General features: G+C 35.9%; 10 protein-coding genes and 1 pseudogene. All 11 read right to left on the bottom strand.

Annotated elements, in window-relative coordinates:
- Nucleotides 1-14: 14 nt before the first annotated feature.
- Nucleotides 15-2,570 (bottom strand): bifunctional aconitate hydratase 2/2-methylisocitrate dehydratase, encoded by a 2,556-nt coding sequence (locus CSUIS19072_RS06735; RefSeq protein ID WP_086293272.1) that lies wholly within the window; start codon nucleotides 2,568-2,570, stop codon nucleotides 15-17.
- 176 nt (nucleotides 2,571-2,746) lie between these two features.
- Nucleotides 2,747-3,196, bottom strand: coding sequence for a hypothetical protein (locus CSUIS19072_RS06730; protein WP_086242233.1), 450 nt, complete (start codon nucleotides 3,194-3,196; stop codon nucleotides 2,747-2,749).
- An 18-nt stretch (nucleotides 3,197-3,214) separates the two neighbouring features.
- Nucleotides 3,215-6,286 (bottom strand): cytochrome c biogenesis protein CcsA, encoded by a 3,072-nt coding sequence (gene ccsA / locus CSUIS19072_RS06725; RefSeq protein WP_086242234.1) that lies wholly within the window; start codon nucleotides 6,284-6,286, stop codon nucleotides 3,215-3,217.
- A 96-nt stretch (nucleotides 6,287-6,382) separates the two neighbouring features.
- Nucleotides 6,383-7,306, bottom strand: coding sequence for a hydroxymethylbilane synthase (gene hemC, locus CSUIS19072_RS06720; protein ID WP_180380049.1), 924 nt, complete (start codon nucleotides 7,304-7,306; stop codon nucleotides 6,383-6,385).
- Nucleotides 7,303-7,686, bottom strand: a complete 384-nt coding sequence (locus CSUIS19072_RS06715; RefSeq protein ID WP_086237173.1) for an FxsA family protein — start codon at nucleotides 7,684-7,686, stop codon at nucleotides 7,303-7,305. Before CSUIS19072_RS06715 ends, hemC begins: the two co-directional genes overlap by 4 nt.
- Nucleotides 7,683-9,386 (bottom strand): proline--tRNA ligase, encoded by a 1,704-nt coding sequence (locus CSUIS19072_RS06710; protein WP_086237174.1) that lies wholly within the window; start codon nucleotides 9,384-9,386, stop codon nucleotides 7,683-7,685. The genes CSUIS19072_RS06715 and CSUIS19072_RS06710 overlap by 4 nt, the downstream gene beginning before the upstream one ends.
- The gene (hemA, locus tag CSUIS19072_RS06705; RefSeq protein WP_086293274.1) at nucleotides 9,376-10,641 is read right to left on the bottom strand and encodes a glutamyl-tRNA reductase; all 1,266 of its coding nucleotides are present in this window, start codon (nucleotides 10,639-10,641) and stop codon (nucleotides 9,376-9,378) included. Before hemA ends, CSUIS19072_RS06710 begins: the two co-directional genes overlap by 11 nt.
- Nucleotides 10,641-11,519, bottom strand: a complete 879-nt coding sequence (locus CSUIS19072_RS06700; protein ID WP_086293276.1) for a polyprenyl synthetase family protein — start codon at nucleotides 11,517-11,519, stop codon at nucleotides 10,641-10,643. Before CSUIS19072_RS06700 ends, hemA begins: the two co-directional genes overlap by 1 nt.
- Nucleotides 11,520-11,528: 9 nt before the next feature.
- Nucleotides 11,529-11,957, bottom strand: coding sequence for a hypothetical protein (locus CSUIS19072_RS06695; protein ID WP_086242238.1), 429 nt, complete (start codon nucleotides 11,955-11,957; stop codon nucleotides 11,529-11,531).
- Nucleotides 11,950-12,210 carry a DUF2018 family protein gene (locus CSUIS19072_RS06690; RefSeq protein WP_086242239.1) on the bottom strand — a complete coding sequence of 87 codons (261 nt, stop codon included), beginning with the start codon at nucleotides 12,208-12,210 and terminating at the stop codon, nucleotides 11,950-11,952. Before CSUIS19072_RS06690 ends, CSUIS19072_RS06695 begins: the two co-directional genes overlap by 8 nt.
- Before the next feature lie 21 nt (nucleotides 12,211-12,231).
- Nucleotides 12,232-13,689, bottom strand: a pseudogene (locus tag CSUIS19072_RS06685) (DNA translocase FtsK); the annotation flags it as partial.
- Nucleotides 13,690-14,448: the final 759 nt, after the last annotated feature.

The raw sequence follows: 14,448 nt of genomic DNA, 5'->3' as shown, positions 1-14,448 counted from the left end.
AGCGGACTTTGTGATTAATTTTCTAATTTATAATTATCAATTAGATTGAAATTTAAATATTTATAAATTTCATCTTCTTTACCGGCAAGTTTTGCAGGGACAATTTTCATATACTCTTCTACACTTGGAAGTCTTCCTAGCATAGCACACACCGCTGCAAGCTCAGCAGAACCTAGATAAACTTGAGCGCCCATACCCATACGATTATCAAAGTTTCTTGTAGAGGTTGAGAATACTATAGCATTATCAGCTACTCTAGCTTGGTTACCCATACATAGTGAGCATCCTGGCACCTCTGTCCTAGCACCGGCTGCACCAAATAGTGAGTATCTACCCTCGGCTCTTAATTGGGCTTCATCCATTTTTGTAGGTGGAACAACCCATAATCTAGTAGGCACTTGACCTTCGCCTTTTAAGACTTCGCTTAAAGCTCTATAATGGCCGATATTTGTCATACAGCTACCTACGAAAACTTCATCTATATTTTTAGGGCGTTTTGGATCATTTAGAATTTCACTTAGAGTAGCCACATCATCTGGGTCATTTGGACACGCCAAAATCGGTTCAGTGATCTCATCCATATTGATCTCAATTATAGTGTGGTATTTCGCATTTTTATCAGCTTGTAATAGCTCTGGATTTTCTAGCCATTTTTTCATCTTATCACGGCGACGAGCTAGAGTCTTATCGCTACCATATCCCGCTTCTATCATAGCGTCAATTAGAGTTATATTGGATTTTAGATACTCTATTACAGGCTCTTTATTTAGAGCGATAGCACATGCTGCGGCACTTCTTTCAGCACTTGCGTCACTTAATTCAAATGCTTGTTCTACTTTAAGATCTGGCAAGCCTTCAATCTCAAGCACTTTACCGGCAAATACATTTACTTTGCCTTTTTTCTCTACTGTTAAAAGACCTTTTTTAATAGCGTAATATGGGATAGCATTTACTAGATCTCTTAGAGTTATGCCCGGTTGCATCTTACCACTAAATCTTACTAAAACTGACTCAGGCATATTTAGTGGCATTGAGCCTAAAACCGCCGCAAAAGCCACTAGACCACTACCTGCTGGGAAGCTTATACCGATAGGGAAACGAGTATGAGAGTCCCCACCTGTTCCTACTGAATCAGGTAAAACCATTCTATTTAACCATGAGTGGATAACGCCATCACCTGGCTTTAAACTCACACCACCACGACTAATCATAAAATCTGGTAAAGTTTTATGCATCAAAGCGTCTGTTGGTTTCGGATAAGCTGCTGTGTGACAGAAGCTTTGTAATACAAAATCAGCTGAAAATCCAAGGCTTGCAAGCTCTTTTATCTCATCTCTTGTCATTGGGCCTGTTGTATCTTGACTACCTACTGTTAGAGTGATAGGCTCTACATACATACCTGGGCGAACACCATCTAAACCACACGCACGGCCGACCATTTTTTGTGCTAGAGTGTAACCTGCGCTATCATCACTTGCTGGTTGGGCTGGTTTAGTAAAGATATCTTCACTACCTAAATCCAACTCAGCCCTAGCCTTAGCACACAAGCTTCTAGCTATAATTAGCGGGATTCTGCCACCTGCTTTTACCTCATCTTTTAGTGTATTTGGCTCGAGTTTGAAATTTTTTATCACTTCTCCATCTTTTACTATTTCGCCTTTGTGTGGATAAATTTCAATTTCATCGCCAGTTTCTAAACCATCTACATTTACTATAATTGGTAACGCACCGCTATCTTCGGCTGTATTAAAAAATATCGGAGCAATTATACTACCTAGGATTACACCACCTGTTTTTTTATTTGGAATTCCAGGAATATCACGACCTATATGCCACTGAATAGAGTTGATACCACTTTTTCTTGAGCTACCTGTTCCTACTACATCGCCTACATAAACAACTTCACGACCGCTTTTTTTAAGCTCAGCAATTTTTTCTAAGCTACCTGGTTGGCGTTTCATTAGCATAGCATTTGCATGTAGTGGTATATCTGAACGGCTAAATGCCTCACTAGCTGGACTTAAGTCATCAGTATTTGTCTCGCCTGGGACTTTAAATACTATAGCTTCAATCTTTTGAGGAATATCAGCTCTAGATTTAAACCACTCAGCATTTGCCCAACTTTTGATAACTTCAGCAGCGAATTTATTACCATCTTTAGCAAGAAGAGCCACATCACTAAAGTAATCATGAACAAAAATTGTATTTTTTAGCACTTCAGCTGCAGCACTTGCCACGCTCTCATCGCTACTTCTTAAACTAGCTACAAGCACGATTACGCTATATCCGCCAAGCATTGGCTCAAGCATTTTTACAGCATCAGTTTTGCTAATTAAACTACAAGTTAAGCCGTGGTTAATAATCTCATTTAAAAACTCAGCTTTAACCTTTGCTGCCTCATCAACCCCTGGATTTACGCGGTTTGCTAGTAAATCTACAAGCTCAGCACTTGGAGATGTCTTTAATAATTCACACACCTCTTGAGTCTGCTCTTTGCTAAGTGGAAGTGGTGGAATACCAAGTTTTGCGCGTTCTGCTTTAGCACTATTGTATTGTTCAAAAAAGCCCATTTATATCCTTTAAAAAAAATTTTCAATAATTCTACCAAAAAAATTAAAAATTTAGTAGTAAAAAATAACTTAGATTTTATCTTTTAGTATATTTTAAATTTTCTATATATCTAAATTTTAAATTAGAATAAATAATAACTGCCAAATTCATAATAAATTTAGCAGTCAAAAATGGATTAAATGCGTGAGCGAAGTCCAATATTTTTATACTGCTCGATCTCGCTAACATAATCAAAATATAGTTTATCAAGCTCATTTGTCATATATGAGATTAGCTTTGCGTCAGATTTTTTATGACTAGCTACAAGGGAGATGAATTTAAGATACGCAATCGCATTAGATGGTACGCGACCACCAGTTTTAGGCGGAAAAGGGAATTTCTGGATAAAATATAGCACCGCCTTAGCCACCTCTTCTTTGCTTGATTTTTTATCTGAGACTATTATTATAAGATCCTCTAAAGTAATCTTAGTATCGCTACTGCTTTGAGTTGTGGTAGTTTTTAGAATTTGCTTTTCTTTTTTTAAAGATTTAATGACAACCACGCCAACAATACCCAAAACGATGGCTACAACGACCATCGCAATGAATACAAAACTCTCATTAAATATAATACTCCCGTTCAACATAACCTCCTAAATAGCCTATAATCTAGTGCTATATTTTCTATTACGATAAGCAAGTAAGCTTATAATAATCATCACAAGCACACCGATCCAGACGAAATTTGGCACAGGCACAGCATCTCCTGCTGCATAGCTATGCATTCCAACTAAATAAAAATTTACCCCAAAATATGTCATTATAATCGCACTATAAGCAAACATAGAAGCCACTGCAAATGCGTATTGCGAATTTAATTTTGGTATAAATCTCATATGAACCACAGCAGCATAGACTAAGATACTAACTAAAGCCCAAGTCTCCTTGCTATCCCAGCCCCAGTATCTTCCCCAGCTCTCATTCGCCCAAACGCCACCTAAGAAGTTACCCACAACAAGCAAGCTAAGACCTAAAATCATCGCCATTTCATTAATTCTAGTAGCTTCGACTATATTTCTTGTTAGCTCTTTATTTTCACTCTTACCTTGAATGGCAAATAGAATTAAAGTAAATAGTCCAAGAAGTGAGCAAAGCCCTAAAAATCCATAACTAGCCGTAATTACACTTACATGAATTGTAAGCCAATAGCTCTTTAGCACTGGAACTAAATTTGTAATTTGCGGATCAAGCCAACTAAGATGTGCTACAAATAGAGTTACCCCAGCTAAAATCGATGTCAAAGCTAGCGATATAGCCGAACTCCTAGCAAACATTGTCCCGCTAAATGCTAGACACCAAGCTATAAATACCAAGCTTTCATACCCATCGCTCCAAGGCGCATGCCCTGCGATATACCATCTAAGCCCCATACCAATAGTATGAGCTATAAAGGCTAAGATATTAACCCAATATGCGATTTTAAAAATTAAATTTATCCTAATTTTAGGTCGTAGCATTTTTATAAATACCACTGCTAAAAGCACAAAACCAGCTAAGAGATAGACTGGGGTTAGATTTTGAAATATCTTATATTTATTAAATATTAATTCTAAATTTACTCTATTGCTATCTAGCATTACAGACGCACCATATTTAGCTTGATAATCTTTAATCGTCTCTATGGCTTCATCAGCCTTACTCCAATCATTACTCTCTTGAGCCTCAAGCACAGAAGTAAAATATCTTTGTAGCATTATAGCTACATTTGAAGCCTCCTCGCCGCTAAGCTCCATAAGTGCTCCGCCAGGGCTTAGCCAGGTGTTATTATAATCATCTTGCTTAGGTATCACTCTAAACATCTCACCTATAAATACCATATAAAGTATATTTAATTTCTCATCAGCCTTGATAACATCTTTATCAAAAAGCCCTCTTGTAGCTGGAGATTTACGGTTAGCAAGCTCTGTGTATTTGATTAGTTTATACTCGATTTGACCATCTTGATTAGGGCCAAAAAAGTCATCAAAACTAGCATATTTTTGGCTTTTTGAAATTCCTAAAATATTCTTTAGTTCATCATCGCTAATTTTGATAATTGGCACTGAACGCCAACTCTCTGAATTTGCCATCATCGATAAAAATACGGCATTAGCACTCATTGATTGAAATTTATCACTGCGATAAATTTTATTTAAAATCTCATGTGCCATAGTATCAAACGGCTTCATTCTACCATCTGAGCCTTGGATTATTAGGGTTGATACATTATCTATATGGCTTTGCGGAATTTGCGGAATTGAAAAAGCATAGCCCTTACTCGCACCAAAAATAGCCATACCAGCTACCAAAATAGCGCAAGCTGCTTTGGTATTAGCGTCATTTACAGCCTTAGCAAGTTTTCTAAATCTAGAATTAGGATTAAAAACATTTAGTAAAAGCCCTAAAGTTAGTAAGAAATATCCAAAATATGTAGGCCATTTGCCAGGGTCGCTATTAACTGATAAGACCGTGCCGCCCTCATCTGAATCATAGCTACTTTGGAAAAATCTATAACCTTTATAATCAAGAACATTATTCATATAAATTCTATAATCCATCTTAAATTCTCCATCTTCTACAACTACATCACTACTATAACTCATTGGCGAATTTGAGCCTGGGTATCTAGCCAAATCAAAATCTTTTAAATAGATACTAAATGGCAAGGTTATAGCCATAGGAGACCACGCTACATAGAATTTTTGCCCTCCTACTTCCACAGCTTCAGGGGGATAGTTGCTTAGTATGGCTACATCTTTGCTATCATTATTATAGCTTAGCGTAGCTACTATGCTATCAGCTCCAACTACATTTTTATCAGCTTGTTTTACCCCTTTTATAGCACTTATTTTCATAGTTCTAGGTGCGAAATTCACTCCACCAATGCTATATAATCTAAGCCCAGCAAATTCCACCTCTTTATCCTTTGGCAACTCGCCCTTACTCATATCGCTCATTACCATATAGCTTATATCTTGATTTGTTTTGATATAAAATTTACTATCTTTTATATAAATTTGAATATATTTAGACTTTGTAGGCTCAGCACCAAAGCTAAAACTCATATCTCCAACTTCAAATTTATCCCCAAGCTTCATAGTAACTGACTCGCTATTGCTCTCATCAGAAAATAGTAGCTCCAAAACCGCTTCGCCATTTGGGCTATCGATCCAAGCTGGAGTAGCATTTGGGATAAAATCTTTATATTTTAAAGTGGCTAATTTATCATAAATATTTAGCCTTAGATTAAAATCATTCCCAATAGTGCTAGATATATATTTTGGCTCAGAGACTGTATAGGTATTATTGCCATCACTTGAGATCATTTGGATATAGCTTTGCATTGTGCTTATCTCGTTGCTTCTATCATTCTCACGGATATTCATATGACCTTCAAAGCCAAAATATCTAGTAATCCCAGCACCAACTAAGATAAATAAAAAGCTTAAATGAAAGATTAAAGCAGGGAGCTTTTTAAGGTTAAAAAGTCTATATTCATAGATATTATAGACTAAATTTACTCCTAAAATCAGCTGAATTAGTGCAAACCATCCAGCACCATAGACCAAGGCCCAAGCAGTTTGTGTATTATAAACGCTCTCAATAATGGTAGCAGCACCACTAGCAAAAGCGAAAATTAAGAAAAACACAATAGCTGAGCCCATGCTAAAAAATAATTTATGAATAATACCCATAAACAGCCTTGTAGTAAAATTTAGAGTGCGATTATATTAAATATAAATAAACATTTTTAAAATAAATATTATCTTAAATTTAAGTTATATAACTACTCAAATTTGAGCTGCTATTTTCTCAGCTTTGATTAAAAGCTCCTTTGCTCCTTTATTTATAAATTTATCTGCTAAAATCTCCCCTGCTACCTTATAATCGCTCTTATTAAACACCACTTCATCTTTTAAAATATCCTTGCCATCTGGAGTGCCTAAAATAGCTCTAATAGTGATTTTATCTCCATCTAATTTAGCATTAATCCCAATTGGAGCTTGACATCCACCATTTAGCTTATGCACAAATGCCCTCTCAATAGTCGTCTCTATCGCGCTCTTTTCATCATTTAAAAACTCAATAGCCTCCAAAATATCACCCCTATCTACAGCCTCAATACCCAAAGCACCCTGCCCCATCGCTGCTATAGTATCAAGCCTAGATATATACTCAACCTCTTTAAAAAGCTCAAGGCGATTAATCCCAGCCATAGCTAACACAATAGCATCAAATTCCCCAGCCTTAAGCTTAGAAATTCTAGAATTTACATTACCCCTAAGTGAAATTATATCTAGATCTGGTCTAAGGGCTAGAAGTTGCATTCGCCTACGCAATGATGTAGTCCCAACTCTTGCGTTAGCTGAAAGCTCATCAAAGCTTTTAAATTTCATACTTAGTATCGCATCACTGACATCTTCTCTACTGCAAACACAAGCTAGTTTCAAGCCATCTGGGAAGGTTGTCGGCACATCTTTTAAGCTATGCACAGCAATATCTGCTCTCCCTTCTAGCATGGCATTTTCAAGCTCTTTAGTAAATAGCCCCTTGCCACCAATCTTAGCAAGTGGAGTATCTAAGATCACATCTCCTTTGGTTTTCATCGTGATAATCTCAACGTTATGACCACGAGCTAGTAAAAGATCTCTAATATGATATGTCTGCCAAAGTGCTAAGGCACTATTTCTACTTGCGATTCTTATATTCATCATCTCTCCTCTATAATCTCTACATCTATTATCTCATCATCGCTATATTGGCGACTTTGACTGGATTTGGTAGTTTTAAATTTAAACTTCCAAAACATAGCAATTATAATCAAAATAATACCAAAAATATCGCTTATCACTCCAGGAATTATCAGGGCAAATCCACCAACTGCTATCCCTAAACTACCAAAAATATCTTTGATATTAAAGTAATTTATGCTATTAAATAAATTTGAAAATCCATAGTTTAATATCAAAATTACACCGATAATAGCACTTAAAAAAACCTCAGCAAAAAAGCTTAAAAATCCAAATTCTAATATATATAAAACAACCATAACTATCTCTAAAAAGATATATGGAAGTAGTGAAATTCTAATCATATAAGCTCTTTTAATCTAGCTAAAATATCGCTACTTGCGACCTTTTCTTTTATTAGACCATCACGGATTATTAGCTCAACTTCGCCATTTACAAGCCCCTTACCTACAACTACACCAAATGGATTTCCAATCAGCTCAAAATCAGCCATCTTAACCCCAAATCTCTCATCTCTATCATCTAAAAGCACATCTATTTTAGCATTTTCAAGCCAATTTTCAAGCTCTAGGGCAAATTTAGCTTGAGCTTCATCTTTGAAATTTGATACTATGATATGAACGATAAATGGAGCGCACTCTTTTTTCCAAATACACCCCCTATCATCATAGCTAGACTCTATAACCACAGCTTCTAATCTACTTACACCAATGCCATAGCAACCCATTATAAACGGCTTTGATTTGCCATTTTCATCTAAAAATGTAGCATTCATAGCAGCTGAATACCTATCCCCTAGCTGAAATATATGGCCAACTTCAATCCCTTTAGTCAAGCTAAGCCTTCCCCCATCAATAGCCATATCTCCATCTTTAACTGCAACTAAATCTTTAAATCTACTTCTATTAAAATTTATAATACTCACACCAATTGCGTGATAATCCTTCTCATTTGCCCCGCAAATCATCTCATATTCGCCATCAAGCTCATTATCGATATAGAAATTCACCCCTTCAGGTAGCCCAATTGGCCCACAATATCCAGCCACCAATCCAGCCTCTTTAATATCCTTCTCATCAGCTTCCATTAGCTCCAAAGCCCCACAAGCATTCAAGGCCTTAGTCTCTTGAAGTTCATCATCACCACGCAAGAAAAATATCACAACTTCGCTTCTATCTTCATATATGGCTTTTTTGATAACAGCCTTAATAGTGTAGAATGGATCAACCTTAAAAAACTCGCTCACTTTTGCTATAGTGGAGCAATCTGGGGTATGAAATTTAAGCATTCCATTGCTCTTAGGGCGTTCAGACTCGCAAGTTCGCTTAGCTCTTTTAGCCGCTTCTACATTAGCTGCGTAATCTGAGCTATCGCTTATTAATATATCATCTTCGCCATTATCAGCCAATACCATAAATTCCTTACTTCCACTACCGCCAATGGCTCCGCTATCAGCTTCAACGCATCTGAAATTTAGCCCAAGTCTAGTAAAAATCTTACTATATGTCTCTTGCATCAAATCAAACTCACGCTTTAAATCCTCATAGCTTGAGTGAAAGCTATAGCTATCTTTCATTATAAACTCACGACATCTTAAAAGACCAAATCTAGGTCTAGCCTCATCTCTAAATTTTAATCCAATTTGATATAAATTCAAAGGCAGTTGCTTATAGCTACTAACTCTTCCACGCACCATATCCACCACGCTCTCTTCATGAGTTGGCCCTAATATAAAGTCATTACCCTTTCTATCATTTAATCTTAAAAGCTCGCTTCCAAATTTAAAAAATCTCCCACTTTGCTTCCATAGCTCACTAGGGACTACAAAGCTCATAGATACTTCATTTGCCCCAGCTCTATCCATCTCATCTCTTACTATATTTTCAATCTTTCTTAGCACCCTTTTTCCAAGTGGCAAGAAGTTATAAAGCCCACTTCCAATTTGTTGGATAAATCCAGCCCTAAGTAAAAACTGATGGCTAGGCAAGGTTGCGTCTTTTGGAGCTTCTTTTAGTGTTGGGATATATAATTTACTAAATTTCATCTACTACTCCTTCTGTTTTATCGATTTTAATATCAAATAGATACTCAAGCACACCAAGTATATCATCGCTATTTTTATCTTTTAAACGCATAGTTGGTGTGTGTAAAAATGCCTTGAAAACTTGATGAACTAGCTTTCTAGCCTCATTTTCATCACAGCGTTTGATATAGCCTTTTTTAATCGCTTTTTCTATCTCTAGCTCAGCTATATTCTTAGCTTTAAATCTAAGGGCTTTTATAGCTGGCGTGCTATTTTGTGATGATCGCCACTTGAAAAACTCGCTAGTCATAGCACCTACGATTGCATATGCCGTGCTAGCTTGCTCTTCTCTTAGCATAATATTGCTTTTTACTATGCTTTCTAAGTCATCAACAGCATAAACTGATATATTATCTCTATAACTCAAATCAATATCCCTAGGCACTGCGATATCAAAAAAATATCTATTAAACTCAACTGACTCTATAATCTCATCAGTTATTATAGGCTCATTGGCGCCCGTGGCACTAAATATGAGTTGATATCTATTAATAAGCTCTTTTAACCTACTAAATTCAGCCACACTAGCAAGCTCACCTAGCTCACTAGCTAAATTTTTAGCTCTATTGATATCTCTATTTACTATAATTACATTAACCTTAGAATGAATAAGATGCTTACATGCTAAGGCACTCATCTGACCAGCACCCACTACTACAGCACTCATTCCACCTAGATTGCCATATATCTCTTTGGCTTTTGCTACTGCTACACTTGAGACTGATACGGGATTTTTGCTAATTGTCGTTGCGGCTCTAATTTTAGAAGCGCATTTAAAAGCAAAATGTATAGCATAACTGATATTATCACCGCAATTTCCATTATCATAAGCAAATTTAAAAGCCTCTTTTAACTGACCTGCTATCTGTGTCTCGCCAATTACAAGGCTATCAAGTGAGCTAGCCACGGCAAATAGATGGTGGATAGCCCCATCATTTTCATATATATCAGCCCTAAGCTCCAAAGCCTCATATGGCACAAGGGTTAAAATAGATATTGAGTTTAAAATATGCCTAACACACTCTTTTATATCAGCTACATACGCAAAAACTTCTACTCTATTACAGGTGCTTAGCACCATGGATTCTATGATTTTTTCATTAGCACTTAATAGTCTTAATATCTCTTTTTTGCGACTAATTTCATCAAATGATAGCTTCTCTCTGATACTAATATCTGTATTTTTATGCGTAAAGCTAATACTTATATAATGCATTAAAACTCCCTATCTATCATACTTGATACTATCTCTCTTAGACTCTCATCGCTCACTGATGATATAGCTTTATAGCCAAGCTCTTTGGCAAATTCTTTGGATTTTTCAACTATGTTAAATTCGCTAAATTTATCCTTAATCCATCTAATCTCTTTATCATCTAGATCTTTACCCCAAAGACCTTTTAATATCTCTTTATCATCTGTGCTTAAAGTATTATATAAAAGAATATATGGAAGAGTAGTTTTACCCTCTTTATAGTCATTAAAGGCTGGTTTGCCAAGTTTATTCTCATCTGATACAATATCCAAAATATCATCAACTATCTGAAACGCTAGGCCTAAATTTTTACCATATATACCATACGATCTCTCATCTAATTTGGCGATTATAGCCGCACTTCTTGCTGCTGCTTCTATCAAGACTGCTGTTTTAAGCTCTATCATTTTTAGATATTCATCTAAATTTGGGCTAAATTTACTCCCAAGATCCACATCCATCATCTCGCCAATACTAAGATCTAAAACCGCTTTTGAGATGATTTTGGCAATTTGCGGATCTAAATTTACAATCTCATAAAAGCCTTTAGAGTATAAAATATCGCCTAGCATTATTGAATTCTTAGAGCCAAAAAGTGCGTTAATGCTAGGTTTGCCACGTCTAATAGTAGAGTCATCTATCACATCATCATGTAATAAACTAGCTAGATGGATAAGCTCTATTACCGCACAAAGCCTAAGCGAAATTTCATTTTCACCAGCTATTTTTAGTATCAATTTGCTTCGTAATTTCTTGCCACTACTAATATTTTTAAACATATCAAGTGCTTTTTCATAGCCACACTCTTTGACAAATTCATACAAAATCTTATCAACCATACAACTTCCTTATCTATCTGGTATATACTCTATCTCTACTCTAGAGGCCTTATCCATTATATATGCATCAAAGACCACCGTGCCATCATAACCTCTATACTCTCTAAAATTTAAATATAGATCCACGCTATCATTAAGCGGATTTTTAATAAAAGCAAGAATAGGTTGATGATACATCTCTAGCCCCCTTCTAAGGCTAAGCACTATCTGGCGTGGATAGTTTCTAAATTTATTATGAACGACCAAATTTGTATTATCATAAAGCGTCCATGAAAACTCAAATTCATCTCTTATCAGATGGAGCCTATCTATAAATATAATCTTAGCTTTTTCATCTTTTTTAAGGATAAACTCCTTATGGTGCGTCCATTTTGGTGCCACGCCAAAAAGTAGATTAAAGCACAAAAATGGCAACAACCAAAGAGATAATCTACTCATTTTGGGTTAAAATTTTCCCTGTTATATCTATATAAATATCATTTAGTCCATTCTCCATAATATCAGGATTTAACGCCTTAAAGCTGTCTATTTGCGTTTGTGTAATCCCGCTACTTTCTGCTAACTCTCTTAAAGCCACAAGCTCACTAAATAAAATTTCAAGCTCATTTTCTACTATATTGCGATTTGCATTATAGACTATATCAAAAAATTTATCCCTTGGCTCTCCACCAAAAATATCATCAAATATCAACTTCTACTCCATTAATTAAATTTAACGAATTATATCCCTTTGCCCTTTAGCATTTGGTGGGGTCAAAACTCCATTTTGCTCTAACTGCTCGACTATGCTAGCAGCCCTATTGTAGCCTACCTTTAACCGCCTTTGCAAGTAGCTAATAGAGGTCTTTTCTTCGCTTAAAACTATCTCTTTAGCTTCATTATAAAGCTCATCAATCTCTCCACTAAATTCTAAAGATCCGCCACTTCCACCGCTATCATCTTTTAAAAAGCTCTCTTGATAAACCACACTCTCTTGAGCTTTTAAAAACTCAGCTATATGATCAATCTCCTCTTCACTAGCAAATGGTGCGTGAAGTCTGACTATTCCAGGGCTTCCAGGAGGCGTAAAAAGCATATCTCCACGCCCTAGCAAACTCTCAGCTCCCATCTGATCTAATATAACCTTGCTATCTACTTTTTGCCCTACTCTATAACTAATTCGGCTTGGTAAATTTGCTTTAATCAGCCCAGTTACCACATCTACGCTTGGGCGTTGGGTAGCTACTATTAGATGAATTCCACTAGCCCTTGCCATTTGAGCTAAGCGACCGATATGAAACTCCACTTCCTTGCCACTTGTCATCATAAGATCAGCTAATTCATCTATGATAACCACTATAAAAGGCAAGGTCTCACCACCATCTTTTTTCATCTTTTCATTATAGCTCTCTATATTTTTTGTGCGAGTTTGGCTCATTATCCTATATCTACGCTCCATCTCAGCGACTAAATTGGCTAAAACCGCTATAGCCTTTTTAGGCTCAGTTATAACTGGAGTTAACAAGTGCGGTATATCATTATACATACTAAACTCAAGCATTTTAGGATCTATCATTATAAGACGCAAGGTCTTAGGTGAATTGCGATATAAAAGGCTTAAAACCATCGCATTTATACCAACACTCTTACCGCTTCCTGTAGTTCCAGCGATTAAAAGATGCGGTAATTTCTTAAGGTCTGTTATAAATGGATCGCCCACAATATCCTTGCCAAGAGCTAAGGTAAGCTCACTTTTAGCATTTTTATAAATATCACTTTCTAAAATCTCTTTTAAATATATCGTATCTATATTTTTATTTGGAATTTCAATGCCAACTACATCTTTTCCAGGGATTGGAGCTTGAATTCTAATAGTTTGAGCCTTCAGCGCCATAGCCAAATCATCTTGTAAGGTTAAAATCTTACTTACTTTGACATGGGCTGCTGGCTTAAACTCAAATGTCGTAACCACAGGTCCAGAGTATGTTCGCACTACATCTCCATCTATCTTAAATCTTCTTAATTTATCTAGTAAATCAGCGATTTTTTGATCTATTTCAGCTTCATTTATACTCTTGCTTCTTTTTGGAGGGTCTTTTAAAAAATCAAGCGTTGGAAGTTTAAAATCTTTAGGCTTTTCTACCTTGCCCTTTTCTATCTGGTTTAAAAGCTCTTTGTTTTCAGCCACTTCATTAAGGATTATAGCACCACTTGGAGTGGATTTTATCTCCTCTTTTTCATCAGTTTGCTTTGTCTCATCATCTACTTCATCTAAACTATCTATTTTATCTTCTAAATTTTCTACGCTATCAATATTTGATGGGGTATCTTCTAGCTTATCTGATTTTGCTACTTTAATAGATGGCTCTTTTATTTTTGGGGTTATTTTAGGCTCGGATCTAGTTATAAAGGCTTTTTTAATCATCACATCTAATCTATCATCAAATGTCAGCCCACAAGCGATAATAAATATCATTAAAATAAAAATAAACGCTCCAGCACTACCAATTACACTTTTAAGTGCTTCAAAGCTAAATCCACCAACTACACCTCCAGCCATCGGCTCAAACATAGAACAAAATAGTAAAAATGAGTAAAATAGCATAATCCCACCAATGATATTTCCAGCTATTTTTAGAGTAAATTTAGTATAAGATCTATATAAATTATAGATAGGATAGAGCAAAATAAATGGATAAAAATATGACAAATAACCAAATAATCTTGTATTATACCAGCCTAAAACACCGCCATAGCTCCCCACAAAGGAGGCATAAGGCACGATAGTCGCCACACCGATATAGACAAGCACACACACAGCTATAATAAGTAAAATCTCTCGTAAAATCGCAAATTCCTTAATAAAAATCTACAGATTATAGCAAAATTATGGTTATATGTAGTTTAAGTAGTATTATATATAATTTTTTACTTCACACGGCAAATTTAT

The sequence above is a fragment of the Campylobacter sp. RM19072 genome, assembly GCF_024723485.1.
GTDB lineage: Bacteria > Campylobacterota > Campylobacteria > Campylobacterales > Campylobacteraceae > Campylobacter > Campylobacter porcelli.
The sequence above is the reverse complement of the archived record's forward strand: the minus strand, read 5'-3'. Positions and strand labels throughout refer to the sequence as shown.

Excerpts from the sequence above, each read along its gene's own strand:
- CSUIS19072_RS06715 (WP_086237173.1), bottom strand. The coding sequence starts at position 7,686 with ATGATTAGAATTTCACTACTTCCATATATCTTTTTAGAGATAGTTATG.
- CSUIS19072_RS06695 (WP_086242238.1), bottom strand. The coding sequence starts at position 11,957 with ATGAGTAGATTATCTCTTTGGTTGTTGCCATTTTTGTGCTTTAATCTA.
- ccsA (WP_086242234.1), bottom strand. The coding sequence starts at position 6,286 with ATGGGTATTATTCATAAATTATTTTTTAGCATGGGCTCAGCTATTGTG.
- hemC (WP_180380049.1), bottom strand. The coding sequence starts at position 7,306 with ATGATGAATATAAGAATCGCAAGTAGAAATAGTGCCTTAGCACTTTGG.
- hemA (WP_086293274.1), bottom strand. The coding sequence starts at position 10,641 with ATGCATTATATAAGTATTAGCTTTACGCATAAAAATACAGATATTAGT.
- CSUIS19072_RS06700 (WP_086293276.1), bottom strand. The coding sequence starts at position 11,519 with ATGGTTGATAAGATTTTGTATGAATTTGTCAAAGAGTGTGGCTATGAA.
- CSUIS19072_RS06710 (WP_086237174.1), bottom strand. The coding sequence starts at position 9,386 with ATGAAATTTAGTAAATTATATATCCCAACACTAAAAGAAGCTCCAAAA.
- CSUIS19072_RS06735 (WP_086293272.1), bottom strand. The coding sequence starts at position 2,570 with ATGGGCTTTTTTGAACAATACAATAGTGCTAAAGCAGAACGCGCAAAA.